The sequence below is a fragment of the Phytohabitans rumicis genome, assembly GCF_011764445.1.
Classification (GTDB): domain Bacteria; phylum Actinomycetota; class Actinomycetes; order Mycobacteriales; family Micromonosporaceae; genus Phytohabitans; species Phytohabitans rumicis.
On record NZ_BLPG01000002.1, the window covers coordinates 642,797 to 666,249 of the forward strand.

Below are 23,453 nucleotides of genomic sequence, written 5' to 3' on the forward strand. Positions count from 1 at the left end.
TGGGGGCTCCACGACATCCCCAGGCCGATCGGCAGGATGCTATGGACGACTGGTCGCCTGCGTGGCGAAGGCCGCTACGTCGGCTGCCGCACGTGCCGGGTCTTCCCAGTAGAAGGCGTGCCCTGCTCCGGGGTAGATCAGTAGCCGGGCGCCTGGGATCGCCGATGTCAGTCGTTCCTGGTCGTGTCTGGTCAGGATGGAATCCTGATCGCCCCAGATCACGAGCGTCGGGGCAACGATCCGGTCGAGCTCGGCGAATGAATCGTCCTCGATCAGACCTTCGAACGTCGATCGCCAGACCCGCGCTGAAACCTTCAGGTTCTCCTGCACCATGGTCTCCATCAGCCCGGCAGGTAGGGCATGCACGACGACACTTTCGGCGAATCCGCGCACCCAGTCGGGATCAACGGGGTCGGTCAAGGTGGAGATGGTCGAGTCCCACAGCTGGCGCAGCGCTGGCTTGTTCGCCAACGTGTCCGGTGAACCCAGCAATACAAGCCCACGCGTGCTGTCCGGGTGATCGATCGCGAAGCGGCGAGCCACGACGCCACCGCTCGAACCCCCCACAACTACCGCCTCGTCAAGGTGCAAAGCATCGAAGAACGACCCCAGGTCAGCGGCGAAATCCTCGGGACGGTAGCCGTTGGTCGGCTCGCTTGCGCCGGCGGAACCACGCTGTGTGAGCGCGAAGGCATGGATTTCCGCGGGCAGGTGCGCCAAGAGTGGTTCAAACGCGCGCCACGAGTCGGCGACGGCGTGCACGAACACGACCGGCACCCCGTCGTGGTCCCCTTGCTCAACGAAGGGCAGCGTCACGCCGGAGGCCACCTTCACCGAGGTGGTAGCCACCACGTGTTGATCATAAGGTGCCCCGGACGCCGTCGGCATCGGCGACTCAGATTTCGCGGACCACGCGCCTCAAGCCCACATCGACGCCGACCCGACCGACTCGATCACGAGGATAGGCTTCGCCGGATGGAGGATCTCCTAGTGTTCCTGGCTGTCGCTGGCGGCTTCGCCGCCATCCTGGGAGCCGTCGCATGGTTAGGAACCCGGATTCGGAGACGCGGCATCGGCGGCGGTCTCATGGGCCCGATCGACGAGATCTACAACCCCGGCGCCCATCGGGCCCGCCTGGACGTCCAGACACACGAGGAACGCGTGGCGCCCATGCCGTCGCCCGACGACCGGTGGAGCCGCGTCCGCGCCCGTCATCCGAAACCAGGCGACGGACCCACCACGGGTGACCCGCCGCCACTGGATGCCGGCTGACCCCGGAACCGCAGCACCGCGATCCAACCGCCAACCGCAAGAGCCTCAGCCCCGTGGGCGGTTGGCACCCGGAGCGGGAGCCTGAGCCGGCGACGAAGACGGCGTCGGCTCTTCGGCGCGGACGCCCATCACCGCGGCCAACGGGGCCCCGCGTCCGTACCGGCCCGCTTCGCGCGGAAGCCGTTGAGCGCGCCGTACAGCACGAAGAACGCCACCATGCCGGCCAGCAGGCCGATGGCGTACAGGCCGAACAGTTCCGTCCCGGGCTCGAAGAGGCCGGTAACCGCGGCGCCGCCGACCACGCCGACCACGCTGGCCAGGTCGCCGATCGCGGCCCGCTCGGTGTTGCGGGCCAGGGTCCGGTAGGTGAGGTAGCCGATGACCAGGCCGAAGCATACGGCTCCGGCCTGGGCGAGCAGGCCCGGTTCGGGGTTCACGGTTCGGTCCTTTCCACAACGTCCTGGGCAGGAAGGCGGGCCGGACGGATCCGCAGGCCCGCCAGGCAGTACGGGGTGTAGGCGAGCCCCGTCACGTTGCCGCGGGCGACCAGGTCCCAGCGTGCCCGGCGCAGGGCGTCGCCGGCGGTCGCGCCGCGCATGAAGCGGGCCAGGAAGGACTCCATGAACAGGCTGGCCAGGCCCTGCTCGACGGCGACCTCGGTGCCGATCATCCCGGCCGCGCCGGCCCGCCGGACGAACGCCTCGACGAAGTTGCCGAGGGTGCCGCTGGTGACGTCGACCGTGTGGCAGCCGTTGAGCACCACCAGCGGCCGGCGGGTCGCCCAGTGCCGGCTCGGCCAGGGCGCGTACGTCCAGGCGTCGACGTCCAGCGGGTCGACGTGCCCGCCGCCGAACACCAGGTACGACGAGGGCGGCTCCCGGTCGCTGGTCTGCCGGTATCCACAGTGGCAGTACAGGTAGGCGACGTCCATCGACTCGCCGGCGAGGGCGTGCGCCAGTGCCGTGGAGGAGTCGATGGTCGGGCTCGCCACGGCCGCGGCGCCCAGGGCGGCGCGCAGCGCGGAGACGTGCCGGACGGTGATCTCCGGCTCCAGGTCGGAGCCGGCGGCGAGCAGCACGGACGCGGGCGGGTCGGTTTCGGTGACGACGGTCGCCGGGTCGCGGTCGCCGGTGGGCGGCTGCTCCAGTTCACAGGACAGTCCCCAGAAGCCGAACAGGCACAGGACGTTGGTCGGCTGCGGGTGCGGGAAGGGGCAGTGCGCCGGCGGCGGGCCGCCCTCACCGCCGGGGCCGAACCGGTACACCGACTCGCACACCTGGTACGTGTCCGGCTCCGAGCCCACCGGCAGGTCGTACAGCATGGCCCAGGGGACGAGGCGCTTGCCCTGGGCGGCGACGGCCTCGGCCACGCTGAGCACGGCGGGCCGGCCGCGCGCCCGCGCCTCCTGGCGGATCAGGTCCGGCAGCGCCCGCTCCACGTCCAGGTGCGGGAAGAGGCGGGTGTACACGCGCCGGCCGAACTCGGCCAGCTTGCGCAGGTCCGCCACGAACTCCTCGCGGGCTTGCGGTACTCCGCGTCGTACCGGCTGCTTTCGGCGCCGTTGGCCGCGGCGCTCAGGTGGGCGTCGTACAGCAGGTCGCGCTCGACGCGGACGGCCGCGTCGGCGAGGTTGGCTTCCACCGCGAACGGGTTGTCCACGAAGGACAGGCCGTTCACGATCAGCCGGGCGGCGGGGTCGTCGGGCACCAGGATGCTCGCGGTGCGCTCGGCGAGCGACCGCAGGTTCGCGAACGTGGTGGTCAGCCGGTAGATCAGGGTGGCGGTCGGGCCGCCGGCGGCGTCGCCGACGGGCAGCGCCAGCCGCTGCACGTGGACCGCGACGGCCTCGTAGTAGATGATCAGCTGGCCGCGCTCGGTGCCGCCGGCCGGCGTCGTCAGGCCGAAGCGCACCCACGGGCGGGGCGCGCACCGGGCGCCGTGCCCGCCGCCCGCGGGGCAGTCGCAGGCGAAGCTCTCCCCCTGTGCCGGCAGCGTGAACGCCGCGACCAGCGGCTGCGGCCGCGAGTCCAGCAGCAGCACCGCCCGCAGCGCCAGGTCGCCGTCCGGGAGCAGGTCGTCGGGCCACCCGCCGTCCGTCGTGGACAGCAGGCTGCCGCGCCGCGGGGCGCCGATGTTGACCAGCAGCTCGTAGCGCGCGTCCGGGTACAGCGGCCGGTCCGGCGGGACCGGCTCGTCGGTGCCGCCGGCGGCGAGCACCGTGTTGACGAACCGGACCGGCGGCGGCGCCACGCGCTCGGCCGACGACGACGGGACGTCCGGCCGGTGGGTGGAGCCCGGCGGCCGCACGACACCGCCGACCCAGGCGGCGTGGCGGCGCACCGGCTCCGGCGCGGATACGGTGCTGTGCGGCTCGAGCCTGCTGTCGCGGGGGCGCAGCCGGTCGAGCTCGTCGAGGGCCAGTGCGAGCGCTTCGACGTCGCCGGCTTCGGCGGCGCGGTCCACCTCGTCGAGGATCTCCTCCACCCGCAGCCAGGCCGCTGGCGTGAGCCTGGCCCTCGCCACCAGGTCGGCGACGGTCGCGCGCAGCAGGGCCAACGCCTTGGCACGGGACACGGTCACGGTGCCGTATGGTATCCGCACCTGGTGGCCGGCGCCGCAGTCGCGAACACGACAGGGGTACAGCACTTGAAAGCCGCCGCCGTGTGGGCTCAGCTAGTTCGATGATGTCTGTGGACGAGCTGCGGGAGCGTGCCGTCGCGTTGCGGGAGCGGCGGGCCGCCGCCGACGCCGACCTGGTCCGGCGGATCGCGTCCGATGTGGAGGAGTACCGCGGCCACGTCGGCGAGCGCCGCACGCCGGAGCCGCCGGAGGAACTGACCCAGCGGCTGTGGCTGATGGGCTGGCTGATCTACGAGGCGTCGTGGGAGGCGGTCCAGCGGGTCGAGCCGGCGTTCGAGTCGCTCGGCGGGCAGCGGCAGGAGGACAGCGCGGCCGCGTACGAGCTGATCGCCCGGACCGCCGACGCCGCGCGGGGGCTGCCGTGGCCGGAGTTCGCGCCCCGGGCGCTCGGCGCCGTCCGCGCCCAGGCGCTCGCCGCGTCCAAACGCGACACCCCCATCGGGTACGACGAAGCGTGGATCCTGCACGACGAGGCGCGCGAGACGCACGACAACTTCAGCGCGGCGCACGCCGGCGTGCGCGGCCCGAAGGACGAGTCCCCCGGGGACCCGGATCACCCGCGGGCCCGCTACCTGCTCGCGTTGGACGAGTTGGTGCTCCAGTTGGCGCTCGCCGAGACCGGCACGGCCTGCCGTACGGCGGAGCGGGTGATCGGCCGCTGGTCCGAGGAGGTGGCGGAGGCCGGCGGGGACTGGACCGAGAACGACGACGCGCTGTGGACCCAGAAGCTGTTCCGCCAGCTGCACCGCGGGCTGCGCTACGGCGAGCAGGCGCTGGAGATCGCCGACGAGATCCGCGACCGGCACCGCTTCGCGGCCAAGGTGGACGAGGACCGCCTCGCGTTGAAGACCGCCTACCAGAACCCGGGCATCATGACCGCCCGGGCGGGGCTGCTGGTGCTGGCGCTGTGCCCGGAGATGGAACGGCTGGGCCGCGACCCGGTGGATGGCTACGACACGTGGCAGCTGGCCCGCAAGGCCATGCTGGCGCGCGCCGCGCACGCGTACGCGAAGATCGGCGAGCGGGACGAGGACGGCGAACCGGTGCCGCTCAACAAGGCCCACCAGCGCTCGGCGGTGCAGCTGCGGCTCAACTTCGCGATCCAGGCCCCCGGGTACGCGCCGGCACGCGAGCCGCTCTTCGACCCGGATCTGGAGCGGGACCCGCTCGACGGCGCGGCCCTGGAGGCGCTGTCGGGGTGGCTCGCCGAGGAGGTCGACGGCCGGCAGCGCGGCGACGCGAACGTCATCGGCAGCGCCACCATGCCGAGCTTCATCCGTTCCGTGGAGGCCGGCCAGGTCGCGTTCGGCGCGCCGGCCGGATACCGGGACTGGCGGCGGCGCTGGCCCCAGCTCGACCGGTACGTCCACGAGTCCGGCCGGGCGGAGCGGGTGGCGCGGGCGCTGGACGCCAGCGCCGCCTGATCAGCGCACGTACGCGGCGAGCAGGGCCCACGCGTACTCGCTGCGCCACAGCATCGTGCGCTGGGCCCGGCGCAGCGCCACGTCCAGCCGTACCCCGCCGGCCCGGACCTGGACGACCAGGTCCGCGGCGAGGCCCGCCGTCGGACGGTCCCACACCGTGTCGATCGCGGCGACCACGCAGCGGCCACCGCCGGTGAGCACCGCCATCACGAAGCTGAGCGGTTCGGCGTCCTCCGGGTTGACCAGCCGGCCGATGTGGCAGGAGGCCATCAGCACCGACCCGGGCCAGGGCAGGGCCAGCGCGTGGCCGGCCGACAGCCGCTCCGGCAGCCGCACGTGCTGGCTCAGGTCCAGGCCGCCGCCGTGCGCGGCGACGTGCACGAACCCCCAGCCGGCCGCCGGATCCGCCAGGGCCTCGGCCAGCCCGCGACCCAATGCGACCGGCGCCGGGTTCGGGTCCGGGGCGACCGTGCAGTGGTGCGGCGGGACCCGACCGCCCGGCCGGATCCCCCAGGCGGCGCACTCGTCGTGGATGTCGATGGCCTTCAGGCCGGCATCCGCGTTCTCGTCGGCGCCGACCAGCCGCACCAGCGCCGGGCCGGTCACCGCCGGCGGGTACGCGTCGGACAGGCAGGTGAGCACCGGGGTCTGGGCCACCACGGCGCGGTCGATCAGGCGGGTGCCCGCGTCGAGCCGCAGCGCCGGCCACGGCAGCAGGCTCAGCGCCGAGTGGGCGCAGATGAGCAGCTCGGCAGGGTCGTCGTCGGTGCGCGCCAGCAGCTGGCCGGTCAGCGCGGCGGGCAGCAGCTCGCCGGCGAGCCCGCGCCAGTCCGGCCCGTCGCCGGGTGTGGCGTCCGCGAGCCGGTTCACCCACGGCCTCCGGCCGGGGGCGTCGTCGAAGTACGCCTCGAACGCGCCGCCGGGCTCGAAGCGCTCGAACGTCACGTCGCCGTCCGGGGTGATCAGGGTCCGGAACCAGTTCAGCGCCGCCGACCCTGCCCGGGGCGGGGTGAGCGTGTCGGGCAGGGCGGCGTAGTCCACCGCGTACCGGCGGCCGACCCGCTCCAGCAGCCGCGGCAGGTCGGCGGGCGTGGGCAGCACGGTGTCGGCGAGCATCGCGGAGAACGCGTTGCGCAGCTCCTGCCGGCGGTCGGCCAGCTCCTCCTCGGCCACCCGGGTCGACGCGCCGCTGGTACGGGGGTCGGCCAGCTCCTCCTCCGCCGTGATGATCTCGTCCAGCACGGTACGGACGCGGTCGTTGACGATCAGCGTCCTGCCTGTCCGCATCCGGCTGGCGAAGCCGGTCTGCTTGGCCGACAGGGTGACCCGCAGCCCCAGCTCGGCGGCCGCCCGGCCGGCCAGCCGCGAGGTGAGCAGGGCGATGTCGCCGTACAGCCGGCGGAAGGCGATCGCCAGCGGCCCCTGGGACCGGGCGATGACGCGCCAGCGGCCCCGGATGCGGTCGGCGATGGCCAGCGCCTCGTCGGCGAGGGCGACCACCGCCGCGGCCTGGGGCTCGTCGCGGGCCGCCAGGTACTCGCCGAGGGCAAGCGTGACCGACAGCAGCCGTACGTCGCGCTGCTCCTCCTGGCTGCGGGTGCGCCGCGGGGGCAGCCCCACGCCGGCCACCAGGTGCTCGCGGGCCTGCACCAGGCGGCCGAGGGCAGCATCGGGACCACCCGGGCCACGCTCGCCGTCCGCCCACGCCGCCAGCCCGAGTACGAAGTGGACGCGGTCCCGGGTGTCCAGGTTGGCCACCCGGTCCTGGGTCCAGTGCAGCTCGTCGGACTCGATCAGCGCCTGCCGCACCTGCGCCGGCTGTCCCTTGCGGATCAGGCAGACGCCCAGCTCGTACTCGTACATCGCCCGGTAGCGCTCGACGGCGCCGGCGAGGAAGTAGTCGTCCGGCCGGGTCGCCAGGTCCTGGGCGCCGTCCAGGTCGCCGCGCAGCCGGCGGTCCCGGACCGTCTCGTACGTGGTCATGACGCCGAGGCCCAGCGAGCGGTCCAGCGGGGCGTCCCACCGCCGGTCCGCGGGGTCGACCAGCTCGGCCGCGGCGCGCTCGTACAGCCGCTCGGTCTCCTCGTCGGGCACCGGCACGCCGTCGACGGTCGGCGTGATGCCGACCAGCCGGCAGAACCGGACGATCACGGCGGCGTGCCGGTAGGCGTGGTTGCGAACCGCCCACTCCTGGGAACTCTCGGCGAGGGTCAGTTGGCGCCGCAGGGCGTACCCGAAAAGGTCCTGCTCGCCGCCGATCACGCGCTCCAGGGCGGCGCGCTGAGCGGCGCCGGCGCCCAGCGGGCGCGCCGGGGCGTCCCGCTCCTGCACGATGCCCACCGCCGCCTCGGCGTCCTGGGCCAGCGACAGCAGGTCGTCGCGGGCCAGCACCCGGCGGACCGGGGCGGAGACGGGATCCTCCGGCGCCACCGCGGTCACCGGCGCGAGACCAGCTCGGCCAGCGATCGCAGCGCGGCGTAGCTGTGCCCCGGCACGACCTCGTGGATGTCGCGGCGGCCGTGCCGCAGCACCGGCGCGGCGTCCACGTGCCCGTGCCGGCCGGCCAGCGGGTTGACCCACACCAGCCGGTACGCCAGCCGGGACAGGCGGGCCACCCGGCGGATCAGGACGGCCGGCTGGCCGCCGTGGTCCCAGCCGTCCGAGGCGATCACGACGACCGCCGACCGGACCGCCCGCCGCCGGTCGCCGGGGCGCAGCAGGTCGGCGAGGCCCGCGCCGAGGCGAGTGCCGCCACCCCGGGGGCGCAACGCGAGCACGCCGCCGAGCGCGGCCTCCGGATCGGGGGTACGCAGCGCGGCGGTGATCGGGACGAGCCCGGTGCCGACCGTGAAGACCTCGGTCGTGGCCGGCCCGGTACGCACCGCCGCGTGGGCGAAGCGCAGCAGCGGGTCGGCGTACGCCGCCACGGACAGGCTGACGTCGATCAGCAGCACCAGGCGGCGGGGGCGGCGGGTCCGGCGCCGGTACCTCAGGCGGGCCGGCTCGCCGCAGGTGCGCAGCATGGCGCGGGCGGTGCGGCCCAGGTCGACGCGGTGCCGGCCGCCGGGCACCTGCCGTACCGCCCGGCGGGTCCCGGGCCTGGGCCGCAGGGCCGCGATCCAGGCGTTCGCCTCGGCGCGCTCGGCCGGCGCCAGTTCGGTCAGGTCGCGTTCGGCCCAGCCGGCGGTGCCTACGGGCGTGGGCTCGTCGGCGGCGGTTGCCGTGCCCGGGACGGGCGCGCCGCCGGCCGGCGGGGGCGCGGCGCCCTCCCCCGGCACCTGGACGGCGACCAGCGGCACCGGCTCGCCGAACCAGGCGCCGAAGACGGCGTCGAACACCGGCAGGTCGTCGCGCCGGGAGCAGAACGCGAGCCGGGTGGCCCAGTAGATGCCCGCCCGCCCACGCGGGCCGAGCTGCAGCAGCGCGCGGGCGGCCAGGCCCAGCCGCGCGAGGTCCGCCTTGAGGCCGGCCGCGCGCAGGGCGTTCGCGAACCCGGTCAGCTCGGCGGCCAGGTCGCCGCCGGTCATCCCGGCATCAGGCGGGGCAGCAGCGCGCGCACCTTCTCCCAGTCGTCGCGGTGCTTCACCACGGTGCCGAGGGCCGCCGCGGTGCGCCGCGGATCCAGCACGTCCGCGCCCAGGGCGAGCACGCCCTGGGCCAGGCAGACCGACTCGGCCACGCCGGGCTGCTTGACCAGCTCGACCCGGCGCAGCTCGACCATCAGGGTGGCGACCTGCCGGGCCAGCGGCTCGCAGCCGTCCGGCAGGTTACGGCGCACGATGTCGGTCTCCCGGTCCAGCTCCGGGTGGTCGATCCAGTGGTAGACGCACCGGCGTTTGATGGCGTCGTGGACGTCCCGCGTCTGGTTGGAGGTGAGGACGACCATCGGCGGCGCGGGCGCGCTGATCCGCTCCCCCAGTTCCGGAATGGACACCGCGTAGTCGTCGAGCACCTCGAGCAGGAACGCCTCGAACTCGTCGTCGGCCCGGTCGATCTCGTCGATGAGCAGTACCACGGCCGGGCTCTCCCGGATCGCCTTCAGGATCGGCCGTTCGATGAGAAACCGTTCCTCGTACAGCGAGGCGCTGGACGGCTTGCGGCCGCCCGCCTCGGCCGCGCGCAGTTCCAGGATCTGGCCGGGAAAGTTCCAGTCGTAAAGCGCCTGGGACGCCTCGATGCCGCCGTAGCACTGTAGGCGGCGAAACGGCACGCCCATCGCGGCGGCGAGGGTACGCGCGAAGACCGTCTTTCCGACGCCGGGCTCGCCCTCCAGGAATAGCGGACGGCCGAGCTTGCGCGCCACGAAGGCGGCGGTGGCGAGTCCTTCGTCGGCCAGATAGTTCTGCACGTCGAGAGCGGCCGCGAGCTCCTCGGGGCTGGCGAAGTCCGGCGCGGTCACCATCCGAGCATCGCGGGACGGAAAGACGATGTCGATCGGCTGGACGGCGGATCCCCGACGGGTACATTCTCCTCAGTGGACGGTGTGCGCAGTCGGGTTTTTGACACCCCGATGTCCGGCGCGTTCTCAAGGACCCCGAGCGGCTATTGCGGAACCTCTCCTCCGAACGTAGGAAATGGCGCTCGTCTTCTCCTTGATCGACAATAACAACGGCGGTAATCGCGGGGCAGCCAACGGGATTGACACGATAGGTAGCCTGTGCTCAATCTTTCGATACCGCGATTGTTCGCGATTCTCGCGTGCTCCAGAAAGGCATTGATGAGCGCTACCGTCACGTTCCGGAACGCGATCACGGACGCCCGCCAGGAGGTCCAGGTCGCCCCGGGACAGACCGTACGGCAAGCCGTGGAAAACAGCGGCTTCGTCGCCGCGGGCAGCGCGTTCAGCGTCCGCGACAAGAATGGCCAGGTAGTCGACGACCAGCCCGCGACCACGCACGCGAACACCGTGCTGTCGGTGGGCCTGCCCGGCGACCGGGTTGTCGGCGGCGGCCTCCGCCCACCCGACTGACAGCCGGGGCCATGGACAGATACGCACGCCAGCGCGGGCTGGTCGCGCAGGACCTCGTCGCCGACGCGGTCGTCGAGGTGCACGGCACCGGGCCGGCCCTGCCGTACCTGTTGCAGTGCCTGGCGCTGGTCGGTGCCGGCACCCGCCACGGCGGCATCCGGCTGCACGTCCCGGACCGGGTGGTCGAGGAGGCCGACCTCGCCCATCAGTTCCTGCTCGACCGCGCCGACGCCGGCCGCCCGCTCGCCGAGGCGCTGATCGACCGCGTCGAGCTGCTCAACCCCACGGTCGACCTCCGTACGGCGGACCACGGCTCGGCGCGTACCCGCGGGCGCGGTCTGGGCGTCGCGGTGCCCGGCGCCGCGGAACGGCCCGCGCTGGTCGCCGCCCTCGGCGCCGACCCGGCGATCGTCGCCTGGGGCGAGGTGCTGCCCACCGCCGTCTACGTGGGACCGGCGCCGCTGCGTGCCGGCACCGGCGGGCACCCGACGCTGCTGACCGCCGCGCTCGCCGCCACCTGCGGCGGCCTGCTCGCCCAGGTGCTGCTCGGCCAGCTCGGTGCGATCATCGACGGCCCCACCGTGCTGTCCCGGTGGTTCGAGGAGCGGCTCTGGATCGCGTACCCGGACATCGGCCGGCACGCGATGGCGGCCGAGGCCGAAGGGGCGCTGGCCCCGGCGCTGCGCGGGGTCCTGGAACGGTTCGACTCGCCCCGGGTGGCCGAGCGCTTCCAGATCCTGCTGGACGGGCGGACGGCCGACCCGCGGGTGACCACGGTCGTCGACCACGACGCCGTCGTCGTCACCGTGCCCGCCCCGCAGGCGAGCATGACCGGCGCCGCCGTCCGGCCAGGGCTGGCCGACCCGCCGCCGGTACGCCCGCTGCTCTGGTCCCCGGTGGACGGCCCCACGCTCGACGGCGGCACGGTCACCGGGATGGCCGCCGCGCCCGTGCCACCGCGGACACCGCCGCGCGTCGTCCTCTGCGGCGCCGGCGCGCTCGGCAGCTGGGCGGCGGCCGTCCTGGCCGCCTCCGGCCTGCCCGGACTGGATCTGTCCATCGTGGACATGGACGACACCGTCGAGAGCCACAACCTCAACCGGCAGGTGCTCTTCGACGACGCCGACGTGGGGCTGCCCAAGGCCGCGCAGGCGATGGCACGGCTCGGCAAGATCAACCCGCGGCTGGCGCTGCGCGCGCTGCCCGTGATGGTCAGCCCGGAGACCATCGAGGACCTGGTCGGCGGCGGCACGCAGTACGAGCTGCTCGCCGACGACCCGCGGTGGCGGGCGTACCGGGAGCAGGTCGACCAGCTCGCCGGTGCCCTGAAGGACGCCACCGCGATCCTGTCCTGCCCGGACAACCACCAGACCAGGTGGAGCCTCAACGTCATCGCCGAACGGCTCGGCATCCCCCTGGTCAACGGCGCGGTGGACGGCTTCGTGGGCCGGGTGCACGTCTGCGACCCGGGCGACCGCGGGCGCTGCCTGGTGTGCTGGCTCGGCGAGTCGATCGCCGACGAGCCGGAACGGCGTTCCTGCACCGACGTGGTGGGCACCGCCCCGGTCCCGTCGATCGTCACCAGCGCCGCGGTGATCGGCGCCGCGCAGGCCGCCACGCTCCTCGCCCAGCTCGGCGGGCCCGCGTCCCGGGTACGCCGGTTCCACGCGTTCGACGGACTGGCCGGCACGCTGGACGGCTACCGGGCCGCGGACCGCGACCCGGACGAATGCCCCGCCCATCTCGTCGGGGCCGGGCCCGACGGCCGGGAGGCGCGCTGATGGCCGTCACACCCGCCGACTTCCACGCCGTCAAGGGCCACTACCTGAGCCTGGACGCGCTGAGCACCGACCAGGACGGCTGGATCACCGCGATCGCGGTGACCGTGCAGGGCATCGTCGGCTCGGCGGCGGAGAAGCACCGGCGGGACCGCATGCAGTACCGATTGCTCGCCTCGGTACAGAACCTCCAATCGGGGCTGCCGGTGGTCTGGATCGCCTCGCCGGACGACAGCCAGATCAAGCACGTCAACATCTTCCGGCCCCGGGAGCGCTGCCCGTTCGTGGGCAAGAAGCTCCCGGACATCTGCTGGGGCACCAGCTCGGCCGCCTGGAAGGCGGCCAGCCCCGGCGAACGCACCCTGGCCAACCTCCTGGAGGCCGCCCGCCAGGTGCTCGACAACGCCAACCTCAACAGCCGAGCCCGCTGACGATGGGGGTGTCCGAAGCGTCCATCGCCCGCCTCCGCCGCGAGTACCCGGACATCGCCGTGCTGGCCCGCGCGAGCGGTCCGGCGCGTCCACGCGGCGGGTTCCGGGCCTGGCTGCACCGCACGTTCCCGAACTGGAGCGCCCGCCGGACCGGAGGCGGTCCGGTCCTCGCCGTCCGGGTCCGGGTCGAGGGCATCCGGGGCATGCGCAGCACCGCCCGCTGCCGGTACGACCTCATCGTCGACACCACCAACCTGACCGCGCTCCTGCCGGCGGTCTGGATCGCGGCGCCACCGGACCACGAGATCAGGCACGTCAACGTCTGGCCCGCCCGGAACAGCTTCTGCCGGTGGTCCGGGCGCAAACTGCCCAGCCTCTGCTGGCACACGTACGCCCGCGGCTGGGCCGAGGCACCGCCACACGCCCGCACGCTGGGCGCCGCCCTGGAGTACGCCAAGCAGCTACTCAATACGGAGAACCATGACAGCCCAGCCCGCTGAGGTCGCCCCTGTCCCCATCGGCCCGCCGTTCTGGCGCCTGGCCTTCGGCACGCTCGGCTGGGTGACGTACCTCGTCACCCTCATCGGGATCTACGCGCTCGCCTACCAACGCGACAGCATGCCCGGCCAGATCGCCGCCGGCTGGGCGCTGTCCATCTCGCTCTCGGTGGCGCTGCTGGTGTTGCCGGTCGCCGCCGGTCACGTGGACGGGCGCGGACTGCGCCTGGGCCGGATCACCCGCCGCGTACCCGAGGTGGTGGCCGTGCTCCTGCTCGCCGCCGGCTCGTTCGCGGTGATCTGGGTGGCGGTGAGCCTGACGCTCGCCGACGAGGCCGCCGGCGCCTGGACGCTCGCCGCGCCCGCGTCCGCGGCCCCCATCGCCGTACTCACCGCGGCGTCCGGGCGGCGACCGCGCAAGCGGGCGGCGCGGCCCGACGGCGCGACACCGCAGCCACCGCCGGACGAGGAGGACGCGCGGCCCCGCGGGCTGCTCGGCCGGGACTGGGCGGCCGGTTTCGCCGAACGCCAACTCTCGGTCGCCCTGGACGACGGCTTCTGGCAGGCGGCGATGGACGAGCTGGCCCTGGACGAGAAGGAACGCGGCGGAGTGGCGCTGCTGGTCCGCCGGGACGACGCCCTGCTCGTGCTCGGCGCGGTGTTCCCGCCGCAGGTGTCCGCCACGTCGGTGCGCTGCGAGTTCTCCACGGTCGACGTCGACCGGATGCGCCGGGCCATGGACACGATCGCCGACGATCTGGGCATCCGGCCCGGCGAGGTCATCGTCACCTGGGTGCACACCCATCCGGGGCTGAGCGTCTTCCTCTCCGGGACGGACGTCGCCACCGCCGACGATTGGCGGCAGCTCGACCCGGACTTCACGCCGATCGTCATCGACCCGCACAAGAGCCACCTGCGGCAACAGATCGCCGTCTTCGACGCCGGCGGCGAGCCGATCCGCCCGATGGGCGTGGTGAAGGGGCTCGTCGACGAGGCCGCGATGGCACGGCTGGCACGGGCGGTCCGGGGCACGTACCGGGCGGACGGGCTCGCCGCGCCCATGGTCCTCTTCGCGGGCGCGTAGGGTGCGTGCGGCGGTGGACGAGACGCGCGGGGACCAGCGCGCCATCGAGGTCCTGTTCGGCCCGGGGCTGGTGCGTTCGCTCCTCGCCTACATCGGCGGTGCCCGCCAGCACGAACGCGGCGGCGTGTTGCTCGGTCGCCGGGACGAGCGTGCCGTGCGGATCGGCGCCGCGGTCTTCCCGCCGCAGCTGGCCCAGGCCCGCGACCACTGCGCCTTCGACGTGACCAGCATCGATGTGATCCGCAAGGCGGTGACCGAGCTGCCCGACCGGCGTACCCGGGAGATGGTCGGCGCCATCGTCGGCTGGGTGCACAGCCATCCGGGCCACGGCCTGTTCCTGTCCCGCACCGACATGGTCACGCTGAGCGCGTGGGCGCAGCTCGACGAGCGGGCGATCGCGGTGGTGGTGGACCCGTTCCTGCACGGCCCGCCGGAGGAGCGGATCGCCTGGTGGCCCGCCGTAGGTGGGCGGGGGCGTACGGCCGGGACAAGCGGCGGAGAGGACGATGGCATGACCGTCACCATGGCGTCCGCCGTGGCCGACCAGATCGCGGACGCGCCGCGGGCGTCGTACGAGAGCTGGGACCTCGTCACGTCGTACTCCATCATCAGCGTGTTTCCGCGGCCGGCGGCGCCGGGTGGCGGCGGCCACCGCGCCACGCCGAAGCGGCGGGAGCCCCGGTGGTAGCCGCGACGGTGCAGGGCGCGGCCGCCGGCGACGTGCACCACGGGCACTGCTTCAGCAACGTGAACGGCCTGCGGGCCGGCGACCCGGTCAGCATCTCGACCGGCACCGCCACGATCTACACCCGGCTGGCCTGGGATTTCACCAACCGGTTCGGCGCGGCCGACCTGGTCGCCCTGGACGGGTGGCAGTGCGCGGCCCTGGGCGTGCAGGACGGCGCCCGCGTCGACGTGACCGGGCTGGACCCGGCCGACCTGCCCGTCGCCGACTTCGCCGAAGTGCAGCTCACCCGCTGGTCCGGGCCGCCGGTGGAGCACCGGGCCGGCCTGCCGGACTTCCTGCGGACCGGCAAGTACCTCCTGCACCCCGGACTGCGGTTCAGCTACACCCCGCTCGGCGGCACCGGCACGGGCGAGTTCCGGGTCACCAGGATCACCGCCGCCGGCGAGAACGCGCCGGTCGCGCTGATCGGCGACGGCCTGTCGCTGGCCGTACGGCGGCTCGCCGGCGTGGGCGACTGGCCACCGTCCTATGAGGACATTGGCGGCCTGGACGCGGTGATCGCCCTGCTGCGCCGGGAGATCGAGCTGCCGCTGCGCCGCCCGCAGGAGCTGCGCGAGATCGGCGTGACCGCGCCCTCCGGGGTGCTCCTGCACGGCCCGTCGGGCACCGGCAAGACGCTGCTGGCCCGCGCCGTCGCCTACCACAGCGGGGTACGCTCCACCGTCCTGCGCGGCGCGGAGATCGCCAGCTACTCGCTGGCGCAGGCCGAGCAGGTGCTCCGGGCCGCGCTCGCCCCCGACGGCGAAGCGGACGCGCCCCACCTGGTCATCATCGACGACCTGGATTTCCTCGCACCGAGCCGGACCCTGCCGCTCGCCTCCACGTCGCTGCTCGGGCTGGTCCAGAGCATGCTGGAGGGCTCGGGCCGGCCGCTCGTGATCGCCACGACCAGCCGCCGGGACGAGATCGACCCGGCCATCCGCCGGCTCGGCCGGATCGGCCACGAGATCCCGGTGCCCGCGCCGAGCGAGGGCGACCGCGCCGCGATCCTCGCCGTGCACACCCGCGGGCTGCCGCTGGCCGACGAGGCGGACGACCGCGACGCGCTCACCGCCGACCTGGCCCGCCGTACGGCCGGGTTCGTCGGCGCGGACCTCGCCGCGCTCTGCCAAGAGGCGGGCCGCCTGGCGCTGCGCCGCGCGTTCCCCGTCGAGACCCTGGAGTCGCAGTCGCCGCAGCCCCAGGCGCCGCTGGTGATCCGGGCCGAGGACTGGACGGAGGCGCTGCGCCTGGTCACCCCGTCGGCCGTCGGCGGCGTCGTCTCGGACGTACCGCCCACCAGCTTCGCCGACGTCGCCGGCCTCGACGCGACCGTCACCACGTTGCGGGAGCGCTTGGTCCTGCCGCTGTCGCGCCCGCACGTCTTCGCCGAGGCCGGGCTACGGATCGAGCGCGGCGTGCTCTTCTACGGCCCGCCCGGCACCGGCAAGACGCTGCTCGCCCGCGCGGTCGCCCACGAGTGCGGCGCGCGGTTCATCTCGGTACGCGGCCCGGAACTGCTCACCAAGTGGTTCGGCGAGTCCGAGCAGGCGGTCCGGGACCTGTTCGAGCGGGCCCGCTCGGTGGCCCCGTGCGTCATCTTCTTCGACGAGATCGAGGCGATCGCGCGCAGCCGCTCCCGCAACTCGCACGACTCCGGCGCCGCCGACCGGGTCGTCAACCAGCTCCTGGCCGAGATCGACGGCCTCGTCGACCTGGGCCAGGTCTCGATCATCGGCGCGACGAACAACCCCGCCAGCATCGACCCGGCGCTGCTGCGACCCGGCCGCCTCGGCCTGCACATCGAGGTCCCCCTCCCCGACGCCGGCGGCCGCCGCGACCTGTTCGCGATCTACCTGAACGCGGACGAGCTGGCCCCGCGGTACGCCGAGTACGCCGCGATGACCCCGGGCCGCTCGGGCGCGGACATCGCCATGATCGCCCGGGAGGCGAAGCTCAACGCCCTGCGCCGCGAGCGGTTCGAGCGGGCGGTGCCGGTGACACACGCCGACGTCGTGGCCGGCATCAACGCGCCGGCGCCGCTCACCGCGACGGACTAGCCGCGCTGCCGTTCTCGACGACCACGGGCAGCAGCTGGGTGGACGGCGGGTCGGCGGCCGGGATCCGGTCGAGCAGCCGCCGGATCAGCTCGGCCTGCTCGCGCTGGAGCTGGATGAGCCGGGCCAGCCACGAGCTGAAGAAGATCAGCGCGCCGCTGACGGTCAGCCCGAGCCCGAAGAGCCCGCCGGAGACCAGGTACGGGACCTGCTCGAACACGTACCCGGTGTGGGCCGTGCCGTACCAGCCGATGCCGATCACGGCGAGGCCGAGCGGCATGAGGAACCCGCCGGCGATCGTGAGGACCTGTTGCAGACGCTGCTCGGATCGCATGGCTCAGCTCTCCTTGGAAGGGTCTCGCAGGTCGGGGACGCCGGCGGGCACGCCGAGGTCGCACCCGCCGGCGCCGAACATGAGGGCCACATATCTACGCAGCCCGTACGAGACCGCGGCGGCCGCGGCGAAGCCGAGGACGAAGGCGTACCAGGGGACGCCCGGGAAGACCGGCCACTGGTGGCCCGCGACCGGCGTGACGGCCTCGCCGGCCGCGTCCCCGGACGGGGTGTCGCCGCCGGTGCCGCCGACGCCGGAGCCGCCGGCCGAGTCGCCCGTGCCACCGGCCGGACCGGCGGCGGGCGGCGCGGCCGGCGGCGGCGCGGCGGCGGCGGCCGCGGGGGTGGCCGTCGCCTGGCTGGTCGCGGTGCCCAGCACGAAGACGAACCGGGGCGCGAGGTTGAGCCATGGGGTCAGCTGGGTGCGCACGTCGGCCGGGAGCAGCGCGAGCAGCGGCTCCAGCAGCGTGGTCAGGTTGAGCCGGCGCAGCAGCGCGCCGGTGTCGAGGGTGACGGTCAGGCCGCGCCCGGTCGCCTTGGCGCCCGCGCCGTCCACCTTCTTGTCCACTGTGGGCACGTTGACGGCCAGGCCCAGGGTCGCCAGCTGCTTGGTGAGGTCGGCCGGCAGCGTCGGCAGCTTGGTCACACCGGTCGGGGCGGCCACGCCGTCCTGGTTGACCGCCACCTTCTGGCCGGCCAGGGTCAGCGACTGCCACACCACGGTGCCGGTGGTGGTGCCGCGGGCGCCGTCGCTGGCCGCCTCGGTGTCCACCCGCAACCCGTCCACCTTGACCAGCCCGCCCAGCAGCGAGACGGAGCCCGCGGTGGCGTACGAGACCGCGGTGGCCCGGTCGCCGGTGACGGTGGTCCTGCTCTGCGACGAGAAGCCCTCCATGGCGACCAGCACCGGCGGGATCGGCAGGCCGGGCACGGCGACGGCGGGGCTGGCGTGCTTGGCCCCGTGCGCCTCCGCCTGGACCGACGTGGCGTCCGCGTGCGAGGTCATCGCCGCACCCGGGGCGATCTCCTGCTTGGCGTCCTTGGGCCCGGACGGGTGTGCGGCGTCGACCTTGACCGGGTAGGTGGCGTCCGGGCTCTGCAGCAGCTCCGGCAGGCCGTACCCGACCGCGTCGCCGGGCCACATCAGGCTGGACACGGCCCGGCCGGTCGGGCCGCTGGACAGCTTCGCCCGGGAGTACGACAGGTTCAGCTCCAGCTGCGGCTCGGCCGGGATCGGGAGGGTCGGCTCGAAGATCTGCACGGCGATCGGCGCCGCGTCCGCGGTGAGGGTGAACCCACCGAGATCAGCGGCCTTGGCCGGTGCCGGCACGGCGAGCAGGGCGGCGCCGACGGAGATGGTCACAAAGAGGCTCTTCATACGGCGCTTCCCAGGTAGAGGTTGGCCAGTTCGTCGGCGATGTCGTCGGGCCCGCCGGCGGCGACGACCCGGCCGTGGACCAGCACGGCGGCGCGGTCGGCGACCGCGAGCGCGGCGTCGGCGAACTGCTCGACCACGAGCACGCTCACCCCGTCCGCGGCCAGCCCGGCGACCACCTCGTACAGCTCGCGCACGACCAGCGGGGCCAGGCCCATGGACAGCTCGTCGATCAGCAGCACGGCCGGGTTGGTGGCGAGCGCCCGGGCCATCGCCAGCATCTGCTGCTCGCCGCCGGACAGCGAGCCGGCGAGTTGGCCGGCGCGCTCGGCCAGCCGGGGAAACCGGTCGAACGCGGTCGCGTACACGTGCGCCGCGCTCACCCCGGCGTAGGAGGCGAGGCGCAGGTTCTCCCGCACGGTGAGGTTGGGGAAGACCGAGCGGCCCTCCGGGATGGTGCACAGCCCGGCCCGGGCCAGCGCGTCGGGTGCGGCGCCGTTCACGTGCGCCCCGCCCACGTGTACGTGGCCGGCGGTGGCCCGCACCTGTCCACTGGCGACCTTCAGCAGGGTGGTCTTGCCCGCGCCGTTCGGGCCGAGCAGCGCCATCACCGCGCCCCGGGGCAGCGTGAGGTCGACGCCGTGCAGCACCTCGATCCGGCCGTACCCGGCCGTGACGCCGACCAGCTCCAGGATGGGCGTCATTCGGCCCCGCCCAGGTACGCCCGCTGCACGTCCGTGTCGGCGCGGACCTCCGCGGGGGTGCCGGACGCGATGACCGCGCCGAAGTTGAGCACGGTGACCCGGTCGCAGACCCGCATGATGAGGTCCATGTCGTGCTCGACGATGAGCACCGCCTTCCCCTCCCCGGCCAGCTCCCGCAGCAGCTCGCCGAACGCCTCGGTCTCGGCCGTGCTCAACCCGGACGACGGCTCGTCCAGCAGCAGCAGGCGCGGGTCGAGGGCGAGCGCGCGGGCCAGCTCCAGCAGCCGGGCGATGCCGGTGGGCACGGTGTCGGCCGGCCGGTGCGCGTACCGGTCCAGGCCCACCCGCGCGATCAGCCGCTCGGCCACCTGCGCCGGCGACTGCTGGTGCCGCCGGCGGCGCCGCCCGTGCCGGTGGTGGATCTCCGCCGCCACGAGCACGTTCTCCCGGACCGACAGCGACCCGAACGCCTCCAGCCGCTGGAACGTGCGGGCGATGCCGCGCCGGGCCCGCTCGTGCGTGGCGCGCCGGGTGATGTCCTCGCCGGCGAACCGGACCGCGCCGCGGGTCGGCCGCTGCAGCCCGGTGATCACGTTGAACAGCGTGGTCTTGCCGGCGCCGTTGGGCCCGATCAGCCCGGTCACCTGGCCGGCCGCGGCGTCCACCGTGGCGGCGCGTACCGCGGTCACGCCGCCGAACCGCACGGTCACGTCGGCCGCCTCCAGCAGCGTCATGGTCGGGCTCCCGCGTTGGAGGGGCGCAGCGCGGGCTGGATGTCCCGCGAGCGCCAGCGGCCCAGCCTGAACAGGTGGCTGACCACGCCGTTCGGGTCCCGGCCGAGGCCGACCGAGGCGATGCCGACGCACAGGTAGACCAGCCCGCCCAGCGCCGGGAACTCGCTGGCCAGCACCGGCAGCAGCATCAGCGCCATCCCGCCCAGCGCCGCGCCGGAAACCGAGGTGACGCCGGCGACCACCGCGAGCAGCAACAGCGGCAGGCTGTTGAAGAGCTGGAAGTCGGTCGCCGCGACGGTCTGCCGCAGGCCGCCGTAGAGCCCGCCGGCGAAGCCGGCGATGCCCGCGGAGAGCGCGAACAGGCGCACCCGGGTCCACCGCATATTCAGGCCGAGGGTGGCGCAGCCGGCCGGGCTGTCGCGCATGGCGAGCAGGATCCGGCCGTACGCGCTGCGCCGCAACGCCAGCACGCCCAGCCCGACCAGGACGAACGCGGCTGCGCAGACCACCAGGTAGGCGCGCTCGCCGCGCAGGTCGAGGCCCGGCAAACCCAGCCGGGGTACGGAGCGGCTGCCGTTGAAGCCGAACGCGAAGCTGGACTGCAAGACGAGCTTGTCCATCAGCAGCCCGAACGCCAATGTGGACAGTGCGAGGTAGAGCCCGCGCAGGCGCAGCGCGGGCAGCGCCACCAGCGCGCCGACCACCGCCGCCACACCGGCCGCCGCCAGCAGGCCGAGCGGCGACGGGGTGCCCAGCCGCGCCACGGTGACCGCGCCGACGCCGACGAAGGTCAGCTGGGTGAGCGAGACGAAGCCGCCGTACCCGGTCAGCGGCACCAGCGACAGCAGCACGATGCCGTACACGAACCCGAGCGCCAGCCGGTCGCTCTGCGCGGCCGGGACGGCGAGCGAGGCGGCCGCGGCCGCGGCGACCACCGCCGCCCCGATGGCGGCGGCCCGCCGGGCGCCCGGCACCGGCACCCCCGCGACTCCCGTGATCTGGCCGACCCGCAGTGGCGCCTGCGGCGACAGCAGCAGCGCGGCGAACAGGAACAGGGCCGGAATCGCCGCGCGCAGTCCACTGAGGACCTCGGAGGGCGGCAGGTAGCCCACGGCGTACGACTGGGCCAGACCGAGCAGCAGCGCGCCTACGAACGTCCACGGCAGGCTGCGCAGCCGGCCCACCACGGCGGCGGCGTACGCGCTGATCACCAGCAGGGTGAGGTCGTAGTAGCTCAGGCCGACGACGGGCGTCAACAGGATGCCGGCGAGCGCCGCCAGCGCCGCGCCGATCGCCCAGCTCAGCGCGGAGATGAGCGAGGTGCGCCCGCCGTACAGGCGGAGCAGGTCGCGGTTGTCGACGGACGCGCGCATGGCCGCGCCGATCCGGGTGTAGGCGAGCAGTCCATAGAGGACACCGGCGGCGGCCACGGCCGCCGCGACCATCACCAGGTCGTGGAACGTGACGAACGCGCTGCCCACCCGGAAGCCGCGCTGGCCGAAGAACGGCTCGACCGGCCGGGCGGTCGCCGGCCAGATCGCCTGCGCCGCACCGATCAGCATCACCAGCAGCCCCACGGTGACAACCAGCGCGGTGCCGTCGGGGCGCCGGCCAGGTGCCGCATCATCACCCGTTCCGCGAACGCGCCGAGCAGCGGCGCCGCGACGCCGACGACCACCAGCACGGCCAGCCAGACCGGCAGTCCACGCTGGACGGTCAGCTCCCAGCACAGGAACGCCATCACCATGCCGATCGCGCCGTGCGCCACGTTGAAGACGCGGGACGTGCTGTACGTGAGCACCAGGCCGCTGGCGGCGACCGCGTACCCGGCGCCGGTGACGAGGCCGAGCACGGTGAACGCCAGGAATCCCGTCATGCGCCGACACCCGTGTTCATCAACTGCCCACAGCGGAACCCGGATCCGGGCGCCTCGCGGGACCACCGCCCGCCCTGGAGGCGGATGAACGCCCAGCACTTCGCGGTCCGCTTGCCGCCCACGTCCTGCGGCGAGAAGAGCCCGTTCGCGGTGTACGCGTGCACGCCCTTGACCGCGTCGAGCAGCGCCTTGCGGGTGAGGTTGGGGCCGATCTTCGCGGCCAACTCGACGAAGAGCTTGGCCGCGCCCCAGGCGAAGAAGCCGAAGTAGTCCGGCGCCGCGCCCGGCGCGACCCGGGCCAGCCAGGACCGGTAGAGCTTCATCTCGGCGTTCTTGCCGCCCTCTTCGAGCAGGGCGGTGTTGGTGAAGACCGCGACGCCGTCGGCCGCGTCGCCGGCCTGCTTGACGAAGTTGGCGTCGTACGCGACCGGGTCCATGACGAAGACGTCCGGCTTGAAGCCCTGCTGCTTCATCGCCTGCAGCAGCCGGGCCGCGTGCTGGTACGAGCCCAGCCACTGCACGTATCGCACGCCGCGGTCCTTCATCTGCACCACGTACGGCGCGTAGTTGAAGTCGGCCACGTCGATCGCCTGCTCGTACACGAAGGAGAAGCCGCGGGAGGTGAACGCCTTGACGAAGCTCGCCTCGTTCTGCTTGGTGACCTCGGAGTTGAGGTAGAGGAAAGCGGCCTTGGACGCGGCGGCCGGGAACTTGCTCTTGAAGTGGTCGGCGACCGCGGTGGACTGGAAGTTGACCTTGTTGGAGTTGACCCCGTACGTGACCGCCACCTTCTGGCGCTGGGCGGTCGTGGTCACCGCCCGCAGGTCGGGGATGCCGCAGCCGCCGGCCGTCGCGGCGCCGCCCTGGTCGTACGCCGACATCGAGCCGACCAGCGCGAACGCCTGGGAGCACGCCTGCGCGGTGCCCTCCTGGTCGCCCCGGGAGTCGGTGCGCGAGTCCAGCGCCATCAGCTCGAGGGTGCGCCCGCAGACCCCGCCGGTGCTGTTGACGTAGCCGACGTACGCCTTGACCGCCTGCTGCGCCGACTCGAACAGGCCCTGCACCGGGCCGCTGACGTCGGAGACGTTCGCAATCTTGATCTTGTTGGCCGTGACGCCCGGCGCGGTCGCGCCGCCGGTGCCCTGGCACTTGACCGGGGCGCCGCCGCCCCCTGGGCCGGCGCCCGGAGCGCCGGCCGGGCCACCGCCACCGGACGCGGGTCCATCGCCGGTGCCGGACCCGGCCACCGCGCCGCCGCCGTCACTCCCGGCACCCGACGCGGCGCCGTCACCGCCGCCGCCGGGCGCGCCGAGCACGTCGGCGCGCTGCTCCGGGGTCAGGGCGGACCCGCACCCCGGCAGCACGAGGCACAGCACAATAGCCATAAATACGCACGATCCTGGTCGCACTAGGACAGTAGAACAGGTTCTAAGAGCTAGAACAAGGGCTGAAGTGCGCCTTACTTAATGATCTAGAAACACGTTCTAGCTGCGCCTACGTCGCCGCCATCTATCTATCGCCGGCGCGGGCCGGAACGTTACCGACGACTTCG

23 protein-coding genes are annotated in these 23,453 nt (G+C 73.9%); 9 read left to right on the plus strand and 14 right to left on the minus strand.

Annotation, left to right across the window (positions count from 1 at the left end; all coding sequences use genetic code 11):
• Positions 1-39: 39 nt before the first annotated feature.
• Positions 40-852 (minus strand): alpha/beta fold hydrolase, encoded by an 813-nt coding sequence (locus tag Prum_RS46580; protein ID WP_173085796.1) that lies wholly within the window; start codon positions 850-852, stop codon positions 40-42.
• A gap of 123 nt (positions 853-975) precedes the next feature.
• On the opposite strand from Prum_RS46580, the gene Prum_RS46585 reads away from it, so the two are divergent.
• A complete protein-coding gene (locus Prum_RS46585; RefSeq protein WP_173085798.1) occupies positions 976-1,272 on the plus strand; it encodes a hypothetical protein in 297 nt (98 codons plus the stop codon).
• A 128-nt stretch (positions 1,273-1,400) separates the two neighbouring features.
• Here Prum_RS46585 and Prum_RS46590 read toward each other — a convergent pair whose 3' ends face one another.
• From Prum_RS46590 to Prum_RS46600, 3 genes are read right to left on the minus strand one after another with little or no spacing between them, the layout of a single operon-like run.
• Complete coding sequence (locus Prum_RS46590) at positions 1,401-1,709, minus strand: hypothetical protein (protein ID WP_173085801.1); 309 nt, start codon at positions 1,707-1,709, stop codon at positions 1,401-1,403.
• Positions 1,706-2,779 carry a CHAT domain-containing protein gene (locus Prum_RS46595; protein ID WP_173085803.1) on the minus strand — a complete coding sequence of 358 codons (1,074 nt, stop codon included), beginning with the start codon at positions 2,777-2,779 and terminating at the stop codon, positions 1,706-1,708. Before Prum_RS46595 ends, Prum_RS46590 begins: the two co-directional genes overlap by 4 nt.
• Positions 2,686-3,852 carry a CATRA system-associated protein gene (locus Prum_RS46600; RefSeq protein WP_173085805.1) on the minus strand — a complete coding sequence of 389 codons (1,167 nt, stop codon included), beginning with the start codon at positions 3,850-3,852 and terminating at the stop codon, positions 2,686-2,688. Before Prum_RS46600 ends, Prum_RS46595 begins: the two co-directional genes overlap by 94 nt.
• Before the next feature lie 110 nt (positions 3,853-3,962).
• Between Prum_RS46600 and Prum_RS46605 the strand changes: the two genes are divergently transcribed.
• Positions 3,963-5,336, plus strand: coding sequence for a hypothetical protein (locus Prum_RS46605; RefSeq protein WP_173085807.1), 1,374 nt, complete (start codon positions 3,963-3,965; stop codon positions 5,334-5,336).
• On the opposite strand, the gene Prum_RS46610 is transcribed toward Prum_RS46605, so the two are convergent.
• Genes Prum_RS46610 through Prum_RS46620 form a run of 3 tightly spaced genes read right to left on the minus strand, consistent with a single transcriptional unit; the run spans position 5,337 to position 9,735 of the window.
• Complete coding sequence (locus Prum_RS46610) at positions 5,337-7,775, minus strand: CHAT domain-containing protein (protein WP_173085809.1); 2,439 nt, start codon at positions 7,773-7,775, stop codon at positions 5,337-5,339.
• Positions 7,772-8,863, minus strand: coding sequence for a VWA domain-containing protein (locus Prum_RS46615; RefSeq protein ID WP_173085811.1), 1,092 nt, complete (start codon positions 8,861-8,863; stop codon positions 7,772-7,774). Before Prum_RS46615 ends, Prum_RS46610 begins: the two co-directional genes overlap by 4 nt.
• Positions 8,860-9,735: an AAA family ATPase gene (locus tag Prum_RS46620; protein ID WP_246278800.1), complete on the minus strand. Its 876-nt coding sequence runs from the start codon at positions 9,733-9,735 to the stop codon at positions 8,860-8,862. The genes Prum_RS46615 and Prum_RS46620 overlap by 4 nt, the downstream gene beginning before the upstream one ends.
• A 318-nt stretch (positions 9,736-10,053) precedes the next feature.
• Between Prum_RS46620 and Prum_RS46625 the strand changes: the two genes are divergently transcribed.
• Genes Prum_RS46625 through Prum_RS46655 form a run of 7 tightly spaced genes read left to right on the plus strand, consistent with a single transcriptional unit; the run spans position 10,054 to position 16,882 of the window.
• Positions 10,054-10,305: a hypothetical protein gene (locus Prum_RS46625; RefSeq protein WP_173085815.1), complete on the plus strand. Its 252-nt coding sequence runs from the start codon at positions 10,054-10,056 to the stop codon at positions 10,303-10,305.
• An 11-nt stretch (positions 10,306-10,316) separates the two neighbouring features.
• Entirely contained in the window at positions 10,317-12,086 is a 1,770-nt protein-coding gene (locus Prum_RS46630; protein ID WP_173085817.1) for a ThiF family adenylyltransferase, read from the plus strand.
• Positions 12,086-12,514 (plus strand): hypothetical protein, encoded by a 429-nt coding sequence (locus tag Prum_RS46635; RefSeq protein ID WP_173085819.1) that lies wholly within the window; start codon positions 12,086-12,088, stop codon positions 12,512-12,514. The genes Prum_RS46630 and Prum_RS46635 overlap by 1 nt, the downstream gene beginning before the upstream one ends.
• A 2-nt stretch (positions 12,515-12,516) precedes the next feature.
• Positions 12,517-13,014 (plus strand): hypothetical protein, encoded by a 498-nt coding sequence (locus tag Prum_RS46640; protein ID WP_173085821.1) that lies wholly within the window; start codon positions 12,517-12,519, stop codon positions 13,012-13,014.
• Positions 12,995-14,095, plus strand: coding sequence for an MPN domain-containing protein (locus Prum_RS46645; RefSeq protein ID WP_173085823.1), 1,101 nt, complete (start codon positions 12,995-12,997; stop codon positions 14,093-14,095). Before Prum_RS46640 ends, Prum_RS46645 begins: the two co-directional genes overlap by 20 nt.
• A gap of 13 nt (positions 14,096-14,108) precedes the next feature.
• Positions 14,109-14,783: a Mov34/MPN/PAD-1 family protein gene (locus Prum_RS46650; RefSeq protein ID WP_173085825.1), complete on the plus strand. Its 675-nt coding sequence runs from the start codon at positions 14,109-14,111 to the stop codon at positions 14,781-14,783.
• A complete protein-coding gene (locus tag Prum_RS46655; protein ID WP_173085827.1) occupies positions 14,777-16,882 on the plus strand; it encodes an AAA family ATPase in 2,106 nt (701 codons plus the stop codon). The genes Prum_RS46650 and Prum_RS46655 overlap by 7 nt, the downstream gene beginning before the upstream one ends.
• On the opposite strand, the gene Prum_RS46660 is transcribed toward Prum_RS46655, so the two are convergent.
• Genes Prum_RS46660 through Prum_RS46685 form a run of 7 tightly spaced genes read right to left on the minus strand, consistent with a single transcriptional unit; the run spans position 16,866 to position 23,286 of the window.
• Positions 16,866-17,213, minus strand: a complete 348-nt coding sequence (locus Prum_RS46660; protein WP_173085830.1) for a hypothetical protein — start codon at positions 17,211-17,213, stop codon at positions 16,866-16,868. The two genes, Prum_RS46655 and Prum_RS46660, sit on opposite strands and share 17 nt — an antisense overlap.
• Before the next feature lie 3 nt (positions 17,214-17,216).
• The gene (locus tag Prum_RS46665; RefSeq protein ID WP_173085832.1) at positions 17,217-18,590 is read right to left on the minus strand and encodes a hypothetical protein; all 1,374 of its coding nucleotides are present in this window, start codon (positions 18,588-18,590) and stop codon (positions 17,217-17,219) included.
• A complete protein-coding gene (locus Prum_RS46670) occupies positions 18,587-19,291 on the minus strand; it encodes an ABC transporter ATP-binding protein (protein WP_173085834.1) in 705 nt (234 codons plus the stop codon). The genes Prum_RS46665 and Prum_RS46670 overlap by 4 nt, the downstream gene beginning before the upstream one ends.
• Positions 19,288-20,025: an ABC transporter ATP-binding protein gene (locus Prum_RS46675; protein ID WP_173085836.1), complete on the minus strand. Its 738-nt coding sequence runs from the start codon at positions 20,023-20,025 to the stop codon at positions 19,288-19,290. Before Prum_RS46675 ends, Prum_RS46670 begins: the two co-directional genes overlap by 4 nt.
• A complete protein-coding gene (locus tag Prum_RS46680; protein ID WP_218577926.1) occupies positions 20,022-21,602 on the minus strand; it encodes an ABC transporter permease in 1,581 nt (526 codons plus the stop codon). The genes Prum_RS46675 and Prum_RS46680 overlap by 4 nt, the downstream gene beginning before the upstream one ends.
• On the minus strand, positions 21,587-21,901 hold the full coding sequence (locus Prum_RS50450; protein ID WP_218577927.1) for an ABC transporter permease: 315 nt from the start codon (positions 21,899-21,901) through the stop codon (positions 21,587-21,589). Before Prum_RS50450 ends, Prum_RS46680 begins: the two co-directional genes overlap by 16 nt.
• The gene (locus Prum_RS46685) at positions 21,898-23,286 is read right to left on the minus strand and encodes an ABC transporter substrate-binding protein (RefSeq protein ID WP_173085838.1); all 1,389 of its coding nucleotides are present in this window, start codon (positions 23,284-23,286) and stop codon (positions 21,898-21,900) included. Before Prum_RS46685 ends, Prum_RS50450 begins: the two co-directional genes overlap by 4 nt.
• Positions 23,287-23,453 lie beyond the last annotated feature (167 nt).